The organism is Beggiatoa alba B18LD, assembly GCF_000245015.1.
GTDB classification, from domain to species: domain Bacteria; phylum Pseudomonadota; class Gammaproteobacteria; order Beggiatoales; family Beggiatoaceae; genus Beggiatoa; species Beggiatoa alba.
Genome location: NZ_JH600070.1, coordinates 3669329 through 3685517 on the forward strand (window position 1 = coordinate 3669329; position 16189 = coordinate 3685517).

General features: G+C 40.9%; 9 protein-coding genes. 5 read left to right on the plus strand and 4 right to left on the minus strand.

All coding sequences use genetic code 11. The features are described 5' to 3' along the window. Positions 1-489: a MarR family winged helix-turn-helix transcriptional regulator gene (locus BEGALDRAFT_RS15090; RefSeq protein WP_002691453.1), complete on the minus strand. Its 489-nt coding sequence runs from the start codon at positions 487-489 to the stop codon at positions 1-3. Positions 490-726: 237 nt separating this feature from the next. Between BEGALDRAFT_RS15090 and BEGALDRAFT_RS18480 the strand changes: the two genes are divergently transcribed. From BEGALDRAFT_RS18480 to BEGALDRAFT_RS15115, 5 genes are all read left to right on the plus strand, one after another. Beyond that, complete coding sequence (locus BEGALDRAFT_RS18480; RefSeq protein ID WP_002691455.1) at positions 727-1518, plus strand: pathogenesis-related family 1 protein; 792 nt, start codon at positions 727-729, stop codon at positions 1516-1518. A gap of 57 nt (positions 1519-1575) precedes the next feature. Then, positions 1576-2034, plus strand: a complete 459-nt coding sequence (gene dut, locus BEGALDRAFT_RS15100) for a dUTP diphosphatase (RefSeq protein ID WP_002691457.1) — start codon at positions 1576-1578, stop codon at positions 2032-2034. A gap of 42 nt (positions 2035-2076) precedes the next feature. Next, entirely contained in the window at positions 2077-3285 is a 1209-nt protein-coding gene (locus BEGALDRAFT_RS15105) for an ATP-binding response regulator (RefSeq protein ID WP_002691460.1), read from the plus strand. Between the two features lie 68 nt (positions 3286-3353). After that, the gene (locus BEGALDRAFT_RS18485) at positions 3354-7406 is read left to right on the plus strand and encodes a glycosyltransferase (protein ID WP_002691462.1); all 4053 of its coding nucleotides are present in this window, start codon (positions 3354-3356) and stop codon (positions 7404-7406) included. Between the two features lie 68 nt (positions 7407-7474). Further along, the gene (locus tag BEGALDRAFT_RS15115) at positions 7475-7969 is read left to right on the plus strand and encodes a J domain-containing protein (protein WP_002691464.1); all 495 of its coding nucleotides are present in this window, start codon (positions 7475-7477) and stop codon (positions 7967-7969) included. A gap of 293 nt (positions 7970-8262) precedes the next feature. On the opposite strand, the gene BEGALDRAFT_RS15125 is transcribed toward BEGALDRAFT_RS15115, so the two are convergent. The 3 genes from BEGALDRAFT_RS15125 to BEGALDRAFT_RS15135 all read right to left on the minus strand — a co-directional run bounded on the left by BEGALDRAFT_RS15125 (position 8263) and on the right by BEGALDRAFT_RS15135 (position 16155). Continuing rightward, positions 8263-9366: an anhydro-N-acetylmuramic acid kinase gene (locus tag BEGALDRAFT_RS15125; protein ID WP_002691466.1), complete on the minus strand. Its 1104-nt coding sequence runs from the start codon at positions 9364-9366 to the stop codon at positions 8263-8265. Positions 9367-9439: 73 nt separating this feature from the next. Continuing rightward, positions 9440-9904, minus strand: a complete 465-nt coding sequence (locus BEGALDRAFT_RS15130; protein ID WP_002691468.1) for a type IV pilin protein — start codon at positions 9902-9904, stop codon at positions 9440-9442. A gap of 83 nt (positions 9905-9987) precedes the next feature. Beyond that, positions 9988-16155: a LamG-like jellyroll fold domain-containing protein gene (locus BEGALDRAFT_RS15135; protein WP_002691470.1), complete on the minus strand. Its 6168-nt coding sequence runs from the start codon at positions 16153-16155 to the stop codon at positions 9988-9990. Between the last annotated feature and the right edge of the window lie 34 nt (positions 16156-16189).

The following is a 16189-nucleotide window of genomic DNA, read 5'->3' on the forward strand; positions in this document are numbered from 1 at the left end:
TTATTTCCCCTGAATATCTAATACTTCTTGTTGTTCAAACATCGTAACTGCTTGTTGATGCAGACGGATTAATAAATCCATGAGTTGTTGCTGTTCTGAGAGAGAAACCGCTGCCAATAAGCGTTTTTGTCGCTTCATTGCTGCCTGCATCCCTTCTTGATGTACTGCTTGCCCTGCGGGGGTAAGCGTTAATTTTAAAATACGTCCATCCATTGGATTTGGTTCACGAATAATCCATTCTCGGCTTAATAAGGTATTCACGGCTCGACTGACCCAACCTTTATCAACGCCTGTGTGTTTGCTTACTTCTTGTGCTGAAATAGGTGCATAGCGGGCTATTGTTGCAAGAACACGCCATTCTGTTAAGCCAATATTAAAGTGATGGTTGTAGTAGCGAGCGGCTCCCCGTGCGAGAATATTTGAAAGACGGGTGATTTGAAAAGAAAATAAATTTTCTAAGTCCAATCGCTGAAAATCTTGCGTACTCATATTGATACCATGCCTAGTATAGAAGTCAGATGTCTAGCTATTTATCCACAGTGTTCTGTGGCAAAATGACATCATTTTGTTGTCATTAGAAGAATTATGCTGAAAATTACGTGGTTTTGTTATCTTAGTTAAAAAGATTAAAACGAGTTTTTTTAATCCATTAAACAGCTTTTGAGTATTAATCAGCTATTTTTATAAGAAATTATCCGAAGGTCTAAGGGAGTGTGAAAATTTATCATGCTAAAGCCTGTTTTTTATAGCGTATCACTGTTGATAAGCCTTAGTTTATTGAGTGCTTGTAGTTCTCATGAGCGTTCATCCTCTATTCAACGCACTACCCGTCAAGCGGGCACGCCGTCATCGATAGCGGCTACAGAACCAACACGGCAAATTGATCCTGCTTTAGCCGATACCTTAAAAAATCAGACGGCAATGACCGAGGCTAATAATACGCCTGCAACAGTTCCTAGCTCAGCAACTACAACTTTGCCCGCTGTTTCTGAACCGCCTGTTATTACAACACCACCAGCAACAACCGTTGCAATAACACAACCTACCTTAGCAACACCTGTTTTACAATCAATGCCCATCACAGAAGATGTTAATGAACCCCCAGAATTTAAGGGGATTGTTTCCAGCCATAATCAATGGCGACAAAAGGTGAATGTGCCTGCATTACGATGGTCAACGACGGTTGCTGCAACCGCACAAGCATGGGCAAATCAACTGCAAACTAAGGGTTGCCCCTTAGAACATAGTAGCCAGCACCAATATGGTGAAAATATTGCCGCAGGCACAGGAATGAGTTTAACGCCTGAGGGGGTTGTTGCTTTATGGGCAAGTGAAGTCGGCAACTATGATTATGCAATGAATCGTTGTGCAACGGGGAAAGTTTGCGGACATTACACGCAAATTGTTTGGCAAAGTAGTACAGAAGTTGGGTGTGGCAAAGCCAGTTGTGGCAATCAAGAAGTCTGGGTCTGTAATTACAATCCCGCTGGAAATTATGTGGGCAGAAAACCTTATTAACATAATCATTACTCGTGCACTGTAATGATTGTTTACTTCATATCTGTTTAATCTGTTATGCGACAAATTGAAACAAAAATCATCAGTCCTTTACTTGGCAAACAAATTCCGCTGCCTACTTATGCAACTGAAGGCGCGGCGGGGATGGATTTACGCGCTTGTTTAGAAGAGCCTATTACTTTGCAGGCGGGGGAAACTCGCTTAATAAGTAGTGGAATTGCTATTAATATTCATGATAAAGACCTCGCGGCTGTCTTATTACCTCGCTCAGGGTTAGGCACAAAATACGGTATTGTCTTGGCAAACTTGGTTGGTCTGTGTGATTCTGATTATCAAGGTGAAATTCAAATTGCGGTCTGGAATCGTAGTCAACAGGCTTTCACCATTCAACCAGGAGAGCGTTTGTGCCAATTGGTGTTTGTGCCCGTTGTTCAAGTTCAATTACAAATCGTTGATAATTTCAGCCAAAGTAGTCAACGGGGCGAAGGTGGCTTTGGACACACAGGCAGACATTAATACTTTTCTTCTCCTTCATCACCTTACAGCAGACTGTGGATTATGATAGATCAATCTTCTAATCGCCCTCTCATCCTCATTATTGATGATAGCTCGCTGAATTTAAAAATTTTAGATGTAATTCTACGCAAGCATAATTTTGAGGTCATTATTGCCCATCATGGCGATGCTGGTTTAGAAGCCGCCATTAAATACAATCCTGATTTAATCCTGCTAGATGTCATCATGCCTGGTGGATGGGATGGATATGAAACCTGCCAACGGATTAAGCGTATTCCCAGTTTAGAACAAGTCCCTGTGTTGTTTTTATCCGCATTAGATGATACAGAAAATAAAGTTCGCGCCTTTTTAACGGGAGGGGTGGATTATGTCAGCAAACCTTTTCAAGAAGATGAGTTACTTGCCCGAGTTCGCACGCATTTAGAACTATCACATTTACGCAAGAATTTAGAACGAGAAGTTCTGTATAAAACTCAGAAAATTCAATCATTATTGGAAGTCTTACATCTTTCTTATGATAGAGCGCAACAAGCCTCTGTCATGAAATCCGAATTTTTACATAAGATTAGCCATGAATTTCGGACACCGATGAATGTGATTCTCGGCATGACAGATACCTTGATTGAAGATACTGAACTTGATGAAGAGCAAATACATTGCGCTAAAGCCGTGCGTAAAGCAGGCAAGCAATTAATGGGTATCCTTACGGATATGTTGAACTTTTCACAACAATCTAAAGGTGATCCTAGACAAATTATTTCTGAATTTCGGTTAGATGAATTACTGCGTCATGTGTTGCAAGGAGATTTATCTGAACGTGCAGACGTTAAACAGTTAGATATTATTGTTGATATTTCGCCAAAATTACAAAGAGTTGTACGCGGTAATCACGATTATTTATTTGAGACCTTGACAAAATTATTGGATAACTCCGTTAAATTCACCCGTCAAGGGAGTGTGCTTGTCAAAATGCAGCCCTTAGAAGAAGTCGAGGGAGGACAACGTGATTTATGGGTACATGTCGAAGTTGTTGATACGGGTATCGGCATTATGCTGGAAAAACAGCAACATGTGTTTGACCCATTCACACAAGCGGATAGTTCAACGACCCGTATTCATGAAGGAATGGGCATGGGGCTTGCCCTTGCAAAATTATTCGTTGAAAACATGGGGGGGCGCATCGGCTTAGAAAGCGTCTTAGGCGAAGGCAGCAATTTTTGGTTTGATGTGCCATTAGAATTAATAGACTAAACCCAGTTAGCCTTTTCAACTGTCATTGCTGACTACTCGTGATTCTTGTTACTGATTAAAAAAATATTATGCTAAAAATCCGTCGTCGTAGAACTGCTATAACTGCTTTACGCGTTTCTATTATCATCCGTACAAAAGACCGTCCTCACTTATTAACCCGTAGCTTGCGCAGTTTAACCGAGCAAAAACGCCAACCTGATGAAGTCGTTATCGTCAACGATGGCGGAATTGCATTAGACAACGTAGTTACGCAATTCCCTGATTTAAATATTCATTTAATCAATCATGCAAGCAGTCAAGGGCGGGCGAAAGCGGGTAATATTGGTGTATTAGCGGCACAAGGGGATGTTATTGGATTCTTAGACGACGACGATATTTATCTGCCTGACCACTTACAACGGTTAGAACAAGTGATGTTGCAGTTCGACGCGCTTGTCGTATATTCAGGATGTCGTTTAGTACAACGTGATTTATTAGGCGAGACGGTTTTACTACAAGAAAGTGCGTTAAAAGTCTTTAATGATGGCTTTGATGCGACTCGTTTACGTTATGAAAATTATATTCCGCTCATTAATCTGCTCATTGAGCGGGATTTATGGCTAGAACAAAATGGCTTTGATGAGGCATTTGAGGCATTTGAAGATTGGGATTTATTGATCCGACTGTCTGCACAAACTAAGTTTTATCATCTAAATCGGATTACCACAGAATATGCCGTATGGGGTAGTAGTCAAATTACCCGCGAAATGGATAAAACACGCTGGAAATTAGCTTATCAGCAAATTATTAATAAACATATCTTGGCATTGCCCGCAGAACAGCAACTAGCCCTATTAACAGATTATTGGATAGTTAGCCAAGAACGGCGTGCTAGTGCGCAAGATGCGCAACAGTTGACCCATACCTTGCAGTATCAATTACAAGAAAAACAGCAACAAGTGTCACAATTACAGGCACAACTGCAAAATCAACAGTTAATGCATCAAACCCAATTATTGGAACATCGTGAACATAGTGCCGTTTTACAAACCCGTTATGAAACGGAATATACCAAGTTACAAGATTTACACACGGAACAAACACAACGTTTTAACCAGCAATCCACCTATTTTTATCAGCAACAAGAACAGCAACAAGCACAATTAAAACAAGCACAAGAAAAAATTACGCAGTTACAGGCAGAAGTTGAGGAGCTGGTTACAGAACAAAACCGCTTACAACAGATTGATAAACAACGTGAACATCAGATTCAGCACTTACAAAAAGCGTTACATGAAACCAGTAAGCAAATTTCTGTCGGTATGGGGCGGAATATGCTGGAGAAAGTCCTTGCCTACGCGCCAAATGCTTATGCATTAGCCAGTTCATCAGGCAATTTATTAGAAGATTATCAACGTTTGGTCGAGTGGATACGCAATAAAGCACACACACTCAACACATGGGAAACAGAGCAACAGCAATATCTCCCCCGTATTCATGAAACCTATCAGCATTTACAAACACAACTGACGGAATTAATTCATCATTTAACGACATCGCGCTGGCATTTTGTGCGCCGTTATCGGGGATTAGCACAACAAATCGAATTACAAGCCCATCAGTTACAACAGCATCTTAAGCATTATGTAGATGGCAATCAGGTAGTTGTCACCCGTTTAGCCTTAGCGGGTGTAGAAAAACAAACCCTATCATTGCCGATTCCTGCACCACGTCCTTTATCGGCGGTCTATCCGACCTATATGTCTATTGCAGGCAATGTGGAAAAACCGCACTTTATGGAAGGTGTTGCCGAATTAGGTAACGTGCCGTTTTTCCTGACACAAGGTAAAACCTTAGTCTTTACCACACATTGCACACTGAATGATTTTTTCCGTCTGGATGTATTATTAGCAACTTGCGTGCGTATCAATCCCAGTCGCGTCCGCGTTTTAATTCGTTTATTGGATACAGGGGAAGTCATTCGTGACCTTTTTATCGAAGCGATGGAAACCTTTGATAATCGTTACTATCCCATTTGTTTTGAGCCGATTGCTGATTCTGCGAATCAAACCTATCAGATTGAAATGGAATCTCCTGACGCAACGGATAGCACTTGTATTGCTGTGTGGTGTCATCACAAGCAACCGCGCTTAAATCAGGGGCAACAACTACCTGATAACGTTATTGATATTGCGCCACAAGTTTTACCTGCATGGTTACAAGAAAAATTATTAACCTTTCCTATGCCTAGCGCGTTGCAACAGCATCATGCGCCTCATATTTTTTTAATTCATGGGCTTGTGCCTAGCACGGCGTTACTTACCTTACACAGTCTGATTACCCACATCGGACAAGCCTTAAGCCACGCAAACACGCAAGGGCAAATTGTGGTATCAGGAACAGCAAATTATGAAATTCAACAATATTGTCAAACACATGCTATTCCGCTCTTAAAATCACAGACTTTTGTAGAAGAATTACAATGGGTAACACAGCAATGTCATGCAGAACAAATTTTATGGCGTGTTGCAGTCAGCGCATTACCCCATATCAGCCTTGTAACACAAGCACATGAGATTCTAAAACAAGAAGATATTGCACTCATCATGCCTGTGGAACAGTTGACGAATCAGACGATTCGCGCAGCGTATGCCGTTTTACTGCGAGATGGGATTGTGCATTGTGCCGCTCTTGGTGAGAACATTAATCATCCTTATCATCGTTTTGGGCGTGATATTCAAGCAGGTAATAGTGGATTAATCACGCTCCGTGTGCGCTGTTTAGCCAAGCTCGACATTGCTCAATTAAGTACATATCACACCCAACTGTACCAATTAACAGATTTAATTTGGCAACTTCAAGCGCAACATCAACGGAGTTATTATCAAGCGACATTCAGTTATACGACTGAGCAGGCAATTGATAAACCTGATGAAAATCTATTAAACACTGATGCCACACAGTTTTATCAATGTTGGCAAAAGACATTACCCACACAACATGCACCCTTTACCCACAGTTTGGATAGCTTAGTAAACCCACATGGAAAACTGACTATTCTTGTCATTGATGCAACGTTGCCCACCTTTGATGAAGATTCAGGCTCATTACGAATGTTTTGCTGGCTGAAGATGATGGTTGCAATGGGTTATCACGTAACGTTCTTTGCTGATAATCAAGATGGTAATCCAAAATATCGCCATCCTTTAGAACAGAATGGCGTAGAAGTATTTTATGGGGGTTATACCATTGCCGATGCCCTCGCCCATCGTCATTTTGACTATGCAATTATTTGTCGAGTGGATGTTGGACATCGTTATATTCCTTTCGTACGTTTATTAAGTCCAAAGACTTGTATTTTATACGATACTGTTGATATTCATTATGTCCGTGAATTGCGACGTGCGGAAATTGAAAACGACCCCAGTTTAGTACCTTATGCGCTGGCTTTAAAACGTAAAGAATTATCTAACTGCTTGTTAGCTGACTACGTGATTACAGTCACAGAGGACGATGGGTTACATTTACGCCAAGAATTACCCCATCTCGCTTATTCCCTCGTGCCCAATATTCATCTACCTGCGCCCTTAGCTGAAACGAGCTATGCTGAACGTGATGGCTTAGTATTCATCGGAAACTATAACCATCAACCGAATGAAGATGCTGTTTATTTCTTTATAGAACAAGTCTTGCCTAAAGTTCGTGAACGCTTACCAGATGTTAAATTTTATATTTTAGGCAGTCATCTACGCGATAAGATGCGTACATTGGCGAATGAATACATCGATGTGATTGGCTGGGTCGATAAAGTCGAGCCTGAATTTGCACAACGACGGGTTTTTGTTTCTTATCTGCGCTATGGGGCAGGCATGAAAGGAAAATTAGGACAAGCCTTAAGTTTAGGACTGCCTGTGGTGAGTACTAGCATCGGCGCGGAAGGTATGGGCTTAATGCATGAAGAAACAGCCTTAATTGCGGATGACCCTGAACATTTTGCTGACGCTGTTTGTCGTTTATATACCGACTCAATATTGTGGGAAAAATTAGCCCAACAAGGTCGAGACTATATCGAAAATACTTATGGCGAAACTGCCATTAAACGTTATTTAACAACATTGTTTGATACAGTAAAGCCACTTTAATCTTGTAGTTACTGTGAAGTTATATCATACTTAAAAACTTGGATTTAACTTAAGGTTATCAATAAGTGATGAAAAGCTACTACGATATTCTTGGCGTAACCCCTGACGTAACAGAAGATGAACTGAAATTGATGCTCAGTGTTGCGTTACAAAAATCTAGCAATGACAAGCAGAAAATGGCAGTAAAACGCATCTATCAGGTTTTAAATGCTCAGGAAAGTCGCAAAAACTATGAGAAAGCATTACGTTGTTACAATACGTTAGGCTTAGATTTCCCTGTGGAAGAAAAACAGTTGCAACAAGCTGCGAATAAGAAGCTACAAGCAACGAAAGAAGGTTCTAAACAGTTGTTGATTAACCGTGCTTTAGAAGAATTAACTAAGAACTATACTGCTTATAGTGAGTTAATGTTATCTAAAGAGGAATTTGTTGCGGTAAGTAAATTAGGTAATTTGAAAAAAGTCGCAGGTAATTCAGAAGGTAGCAGTAAAAACACGTTAATCATCATTGCGGTTGTCGTTGTGGTTGCATTAGCAGGTGCCGCTTTTTATTTCACCCGTTAAGCATTGTAATACACTGAATTAACACTGATGAAATATCAGTGTTAATTCTATCTAACCTGAGTTCGGCGAGATTCTTTTAAAAAGACAACAGCTTGTCTGAATCAGAATTTTCAGAATTAACAGAATTTAAACCCCTTACCCTCCCTTAAACCAAGAAATTAATGCGAATCACGTTTTTTAATTCTGCTAATTCTGAAAATTCTGTGAATTCTGATTCAGACAAAAAAAGACCTGCTAGGTTTTGAAAACCTAGCAGGTCTCTGTTTTGTTTTATAAAACTCACTAAACTCAGGTTAATAATAAACCCCACCCAAAATGCACGCACTACGTGCACCTGTAACACTGGGTAAATTCCCTGTTGCTAACATTAAGCGTTGTTTTGCTAACCATGCAAAACACATTGCCTCAACCCAATCAGGCGCAATGCCATGTTGTTCTGTTGATTCTACAGGGCAAGTCATTTGGGCTTGTAATAATTCCATTAAATATTGATTGTGTACCCCACCACCACAGACTAATAACCTATCAGGCTGATAATGACTAGCCGCTTGTGCAATGCTAATCGCTGTAAATTGTGTGAGCGTTGCCTGAATATCTGTAGGGTTTTGCCTCTTTTCTTGTAGATAAGTCGCTAACCACGCTAAATTAAAATAGTCTCGTCCTGTACTTTTTGGGGGAGCTTTTGCTAAATAAGCATCAGATAAAAGTGTTTGTAATAAATCAGGTAAAACCTTACCTTGTCGCCCCCATGTGCCCTGTGTATCGACAGCAATGCCACGTTGTTGATAAGACCATGCGTCTAATAATGCGTTGCCTGCTCCTGTATCAAAGCCAATGACGGGCATATTGTGATTTGCAGGTAAAACGGTGATATTAGCAATACCGCCAATATTGACCACAATACGACATTCTGTCGGATGTTGAAAAATAGCTTGGTGAAAAGCAGGGACTAATGGCGCACCTTGTCCCCCTGCGGCAATATCACGACGGCGAAAATCAGCAACAACAGGGATTTTAGTTTGTTCAGCAATAATATTTGGGTCGCCTAATTGGCAGGTATAAGGCGGGTTACAATGCAGTTGATGGTAAATGGTTTGCCCATGACTGCCAATTGCGGTAATACGATGGCGGGCGATTTGTTGAGTGTTGAGTAAGGTTAAAACAGCGTGCGAAAAAGTCTGTGCAATGGCAACATCTAATTGAATTATCTCTGCTAATGGTGTGTTGGCTTGGCTGATTTGGCTCACTTGTAAAATTTGTTGTCGTAGTTGACTATCCCATGAATGACTATGCACCGCTTGTAAGTTGGGTTGTGTCGTTGAAAAGTCGACTAAAGCAACATCAATGGCATCGACACTTGTGCCTGAGATAATGCCAATAAATAATTGTTCACTCATAAAAAACTCTCAAAAAAAAGACACTGCCGTTTTAACGAACAGTGTCTTTATCTTTTGCAATGAAATTAAGTTATTACCAACAATCTGCGCTTGTTGTTCCCGTCGCGCCTTTTGTTCCTGTGGCATTAAGCGTGAATGAAGTACATTTTGTATCTTTTGCTTGTACCCCTGATGTAGGGGCTTTTGCTTCAACAACAAAGTTTGTTGCGGTTGCGGTTGTTAACCGAATTTCATAGTAGCCTTCTTTAGAGCAAGCAACACCAGTTGCAACAGTACATTTACCTGTTTTAGAACCAAAGCCTTTTGTATCTTTATTAGGCATTAATAGCTCCATGGTTGTTGCATATGCATTATGGTCAGCGTAATAAGTTTCTTGCAATTGTGTCACTTCACTTAAGGATACTTTCGCATCTGACCGACGTGCTTTCTCTACATAGGATTGATAAGTAGGAACTGCAATTGCCACTAATATAGCAATAATAGCGACAACTGACATTAATTCTAACATTGAAAACCCGTTTTCTTTTCTGCGTATCATCGTATTCTCCTGAATACCTTCAGTGTGTTAATGGGACTCTTTAATTTAATGTAAAGAGTCCCTTAACAACTGATATGTCCCGACTATTCTTGTCGCCAGAAAGTGGGGGTTAGGGTAATTTGATTAATTGACCCTGCATTGACAGGTTGAACCGCTAATGGAATACCCAATGCATCATTAGCTGCTCCATTGGCACTAAAGCCTTCATTGGCAGTATCAGGGTCGTTAGAGATGAGACGAATATCACCATTGGATAAGAACATGGCTGAAATATCAGAAGTAATCCCTTCTTTAATTTCTCGAGAACGTTCATCTCCGTATGCAGAGACAGCGGTAAATAAGCTGACCGCGTACAAGAAGCTTGTACCATCACCACTGGATTCACAAATTGAATTTGGGCACGCGCCTAATGAGTCACCATGCGCTTGGTGAGCTGACCATGCAGATTCATCAATAGAGATGGTGTGGGCATTGCTATTATTACCCGGTGGGTAGTGACAAATAATAACTTTACCTTTCTTCAGCTCTGCTTCAGGGTCAAAGGGCGGTGAGTAGGTCGTGAAATATACTTTACTATCTAACACAACAGGTGACGCTAAGGTCTTTTCACCATTGTCATAGTTAAAGTTGATGAACCACCCTCTACCATTTTGTAAGGCATCCAATTCAGATTGAATCGCGGTTTCATTATCACCTGTGTATTTTGTGCCAATCACATCTGTTGTGACATCAAACAAATTAGTTTGCGTGATGGTGCAGAACTTTTTATCTGATGCAACCGATGCGGTGGGTGTGCTTGCACATGTTTTAAATGTCCCATCAGATTCACGGGCATCTCTGAAGCTTTCATAAGTTGTCGCGTTATCACGTAAAACATAGAATTGGTCTTGGATTGAACGCCCTAAGGGGTTAGGACGATTACCTGTGCCAATTGTAACAGCATCAAATGCGGCATCCGCAAAGCGTTCATCAGGCGTTGGTACACGAGCAACATCAGGCGCGTAAAAGAATTTACGGGCATTTTTCTCATCCGTTACATCGCTGAGTATGGCTAAGAGTCCGACAATGGGTTGTTTGATAGCGGTATCCTTAAAGCTGCTTAAATCCAACCGCCAAACTTGTCCGCCTAAATCGCCAACATATAAGCGGTCTGTCGTATTATCGCCAGTGCTATCCATGAAGGAAATTTCAGAGGGAATCCCATAAATCATCTTCGGAATATTAAGACCGCTGGCTGTTGAGTAGCCGGTATAAGGCTTGTTAACGATTGTTGAACCCCCTTTCCAAATTAACTTGCCTGTTTTGGCATTGACGATGAAGATAGCATTACCACCTGAATTGCTTTCTCCCTCAACATCACCAGGAAAACCACCGCCAAAGATTAAGGTCACAAGGATTTTATCACCGAAATTAACCGCCGTTACTTTAGGTGCTGACCATGTATAAGCTAATTCAGAGAAATCGCCTGTACCCCCTTTAATCGTCCATATCAATTTAGGTGTCACAGTGCCATTACCATCATAACTTAAGTCAAATGCGTAGATATTTTTACCACCACGACGCATCCCAATGTACATTCTGACAAAATCACCACTGGCTGTTTCAATCACACCATTTTGATTATTGTCATTAATCCAGAATTGTGCAGTGCTATCAACCCCGTAAATGCGGCTTAAGCTTTCTTTGTTGAGCATTAAGGCATTTTGAATACCAAATAATTCTTTTGGTAAGAATGCCCATTCTTCCTTTCCATCCTCTGCATTAATCATATGGATAAGCCCATCGTTTGTACCCACAAATAATTTTGTGTAGTACTTAGAGGCTGTTCCAAATGTGACAGAAGTCGGACTGCTATGTAACGGGTCGGCAAATGCCCAACGATTTTCATCAGTGACTGTATTTGAATCTTCGTCTTTGACATCTTTACCCCGAATCCAATCAGCTAACAAACTCGCTGATGCATTATCTAAGGTATTCGCTGTTGCTAAGGCACTAACAACACTGGAATCAGTGATAGAAACCATACTTGTGCAACTATCTGCTAAACAAGTACCTATATTCCGTGTGGAATAAGAGGGAACCATGACACCAGCCCCGCCTTTAGTCACAACGTTACCGTCACCTGTTGTGCAATTACCTTTTGTACAAGTGTTCTTTCCCCAGAAACTGCTTGCTGTACTCTTGATATTACCAGGAGCAAATTCTTCATAACGGATACAATTTGCATCAGAACTATCATCTGTTTCATAATTTGAATCACATGCAGCACGTTGACCATTTGCATCCAGTAATTCACCTGGGCTACAACCTGTAGAGCTATCTTCACAAATGAGATATTTCTTCACATTACCTGCCCAACGATGTGTCCGTTGTGGTTTGAAGGATGCAAAGTAAACTTCATTACGATGATATAAGCGGTTAAATGAACTGACAGAAATACTAGGCGCGGCAAACGTAGCACTTTCAGTGACAGCACCTGCCACAATAGTACGGAACGCATTCAGTAAGGATTCCACGCTTTGTGTATAGTAGAAGTCTCCCCCGCCTTGTTTTGCAAGTTCATACAAGTATGCAATCGCCATATCACTCAGCGCAGATTCTCGTAAGTCTTCATACAATATGTAGTAGTATTTTACTTCTGTACTCTGCCACTTATAAGAATTGTCTGCTTGTTTTACCCAGCGGTTTGCTGTTCCACGGAGGAAGTCTTCTTTAACACCATTATTGGTAAACTGCATTTTCTTAACAAATTTAACTTCAGAGTGTTTATCCCATGCTTGTTTACGGGCTGTTTCCATTGCTTGGTCACGTGGAGACATGCCAGTCCATTCTTGATAGTAATAGGCTTCAAGAGCCGCACCACCACTATTGCAATAGTAAGATGATATGGTACTGCAATTAGAATTTTGATAGTCAGAGCCGCGTGAATACCCACCGACGTTGACATTGCCTAAATCACCAACCGTGTACATACCAAATGCACCATTGCCACCATTGGATCTATTATAGAATGGGTTTCTTAAACTTAACCCAATGGTATGTAAGGTTAAATTAGAACCATCAATATTAGGATCTACGTCTGTCTTATTCATGTACTCAGCCATATCAACCCCGCATAATTCATGAGAGGAGAATTTAGTTCTGTATTGGGTCATACTAGACAACGTAATATTTTGACGATTGTTAAACGGTGCAAAGGTAGCTTGACAACTACTCTTTTTCGTCAAGGTTTTGACAGCTGCTTCAGCCCCATTCCCATTTGCCGCGCCGTCTGTTAATAAAACAACATGGTTTTGAGAGCAGACATTAGATTTAGGGGCAACATAGTAATTGACATTACTTTTTTTCGTGGTTGCTGCAACATGACTGGTTGAAGTGCCATTATTCAATTGACCATTAACAACTTTACCACCCATATAGTACTGAAATGACTCATAAAGTGTTGGGACAATAGGTGTGCCACCACTCGGCGTATGTTGTTTAATCAATTCAACTAAGCGATCACGAACAGGCGGAGAAAAACTTGTTCCTGTTTGGTCAACAATAATTCTGAGACGTGGGGCTACTAACGTGGGATCAACACGTTCCCCATCATAAGAAGCCACTTGTCTTAAACCAGAACCAGAGATAAAGAACGCCATATTGCTACCCGTTTGCCATGAGGTTGCTAATATCGCTTCTTCTACAACATTAGTCACATCAATGGTATAGGATTGCCCTTTATTCCAAGTGGTGCTAATGTTTTGTGTTACTTTATTACTGGTTTTAGTCCGATTGCTTAAATCGCCAATAACATCAGACTTAAACGTAGTAGCACTCCCTTTTTCCCCCACAATTTCTAATTTCGCATTATTGCTATCTGCAACATTCGTATCAGGCGCAGAAGTGAAAATTAATTCTGCCTTTTTAATGGCTTGTCCACGTGTTAAAGCAACACTGGGGAAGCGTAAACCAACCAAACGCTCTGTTAAGTCACTCCCTGTCCCTGTTGTCGTCATTTCTAAAATCGGGCTGGTAAGGAATACAGAACCATCGGCACTTCCGCCTGTTTTCAATTGCTCTTCTGCATCATCATTGCTATTGGTAATCCGATAAGAAAGTGTTTGTTGCACGCAACCTGTGGTATTGCTGGCATCGAACTTGATTTCGAGTTGTGGCGAATAACTGGGTGAATCGTCATAAGACAAGGCGCGACGAATTGGGCTACCTGAAATAGACTCAATCATAAAGGTCATGGCATTGCCACCGCACCAGCCTGAACGATTAATAATTGGCTGTACTAAGGTCTTGATATCCCCTGTACTATAACTAGAAATCAATGGTACATCTGGATTATCAGGATCAACCGTTGGAATTGTCCATTGTGTTAAACTCCAATCGTATGTTGTTGTTGCGTAAGACCGAGATGAAATATTGTTCTTGGTTGTCGTAATTTCTGATGAATTATCGACATTTTCAACTTTGACGCGGACACTGGTATTCGGTGTAAATGACGCTTCATCTGTGGTAAAGGTCAGTTTTGCACTGGTAATAACCGCACCTTGCGGAACACGGACATTATCAAAACGCAAGCCTATTTTTTGATCATAGCCTGATACAACCGTTGTTCCTGTTGTTGTCGTAACACTAGGGACAGGTAACTTGTAACCATTACCACTGTTATAAACAGCAGTTACTTTAGACGCACTCCACATTGTTGGGCTTAGAACAATTTCATCCATAACCCCTTTAAACGGACGATTTAAGAGTGTGCTACTTTCTTGGGTAATCCCCGCAGCCCCAATGTTCCAGCCTGCATTAATGTTAGAAAGATAAGCATATGAAGTATTTGTGTTGCTGGCAGATACCGCACCATCAACATAAATATATATATCTTTAGCTGTCTTATCCCATGTGACTGCAACATGATGCCATTGTCCTGTTGGATTACTGATAGTCGCTGAACTTAATGTGACGGAATTCCCCACAAAAGCAGTAACAATCTTTTTATTAGTTTTGTCATAATAAACAGACAATGCTCTATAAGTACTACTCGTACTACCTGTCGTATCACCTTTAGCGATAAAGGTAACGCCATCATTTGTAAAAGCATCAGAATCCGCTTTAAACCAAAATGCAACAGTTCCTGTATTGCCCAGTTCTAAATCAGGCGCGTCGTCTGTGGAAAAAGAAGAATGAGCGTCATTGACACGAATATGCCCACCGGTGCCATTAAAGTAAACCGCACTACTATTAACTTTCCCTGTTTGATAACTAGGCACTGCAACAGCCCCTAAAGAATCAACGAAAGTGATACCAGCGACATTATCCGTCATCGTGCTATCACCACTAATACCCGTTGCTGTCCCTGAAGAACCCCCATTCAACTTAACATTATGTGGAGAAACAGCTGTTGCTTTTAAGTCCCAAATAGCATTAGCGCCATTATCACCACAGTTTTGCGTATTATCACCCGCACAAAGGTCTGCACTGCTGGTACATAGACTTGAAAAACCTTTAGAGCCATAAGTATCACCACATCTACAATATTGGCTGTTTTGTACCCCCATAAAACGATAGCCTTGCTTTTGACAATGCAACGCACATACATCTAGGGTTAAAGCAGAATTTTGTAACAAAGTTGATTGCGCTAAATCACGACTGCTTGTAGATGTTGGACTCGCTTCAGTAAAACACCCGACATAACTTCTAACGGGTGGCTCATCATCAGCCGTTGTACTTGCAAAGCGAGTAATATCTAACACAAGGTCATTTAAAGAAATTTTACCTGCTTCAGTATCGCTTGCTGTACCGACACGCTCCTCAGCATCATCATTCGGCCCGCCAATATAAGTCGTTGATGTCGCTACCCCCGCATTTTCTCCTGTTACATCAGAAACAGGGGTATTAACATTGGTAATGGGAAAGACAACAGGAATTTGCCCTTCACCTGAAGTAAATGACATTAAACCAATGTTGACATTAGTCACCTCTGCCAATAATTGATAAAGAGCTTCTTTCAACATATCAATCCGTTTAATTGCGCTCCCAGAACCAACAGGATTATCAACTAACGAACCATCAGCATTGTAGTCATAGTAATTCATACTACCTGATCTATCTAAAATCAGCAGGATATTGGGATACGTTTCTGTAGAGCCTGTATAAGCCTGTCTGAGGTAGAGCTCTGTATCATCTGCATAGCTTGTACTGACAAAGCCTGAGCAAATGCTTAACAGAACCGCAGATATAACAGATTTTAAGCGTTTCATATCTGTCTTCCTATTTAAGTGCAACTAAAGCTTT

Coding starts and splice junctions, on each gene's coding strand:
- BEGALDRAFT_RS18485 (WP_002691462.1), top strand. CDS start 3,354: ATGCTAAAAATCCGTCGTCGTAGAACTGCTATAACTGCTTTACGCGTT.
- BEGALDRAFT_RS15125 (WP_002691466.1), bottom strand. CDS start 9,366: ATGAGTGAACAATTATTTATTGGCATTATCTCAGGCACAAGTGTCGAT.
- BEGALDRAFT_RS15090 (WP_002691453.1), bottom strand. CDS start 489: ATGAGTACGCAAGATTTTCAGCGATTGGACTTAGAAAATTTATTTTCT.
- dut (WP_002691457.1), top strand. CDS start 1,576: ATGCGACAAATTGAAACAAAAATCATCAGTCCTTTACTTGGCAAACAA.
- BEGALDRAFT_RS15105 (WP_002691460.1), top strand. CDS start 2,077: ATGATAGATCAATCTTCTAATCGCCCTCTCATCCTCATTATTGATGAT.
- BEGALDRAFT_RS15130 (WP_002691468.1), bottom strand. CDS start 9,904: ATGATACGCAGAAAAGAAAACGGGTTTTCAATGTTAGAATTAATGTCA.
- BEGALDRAFT_RS15135 (WP_002691470.1), bottom strand. CDS start 16,155: ATGAAACGCTTAAAATCTGTTATATCTGCGGTTCTGTTAAGCATTTGC.
- BEGALDRAFT_RS18480 (WP_002691455.1), top strand. CDS start 727: ATGCTAAAGCCTGTTTTTTATAGCGTATCACTGTTGATAAGCCTTAGT.
- BEGALDRAFT_RS15115 (WP_002691464.1), top strand. CDS start 7,475: ATGAAAAGCTACTACGATATTCTTGGCGTAACCCCTGACGTAACAGAA.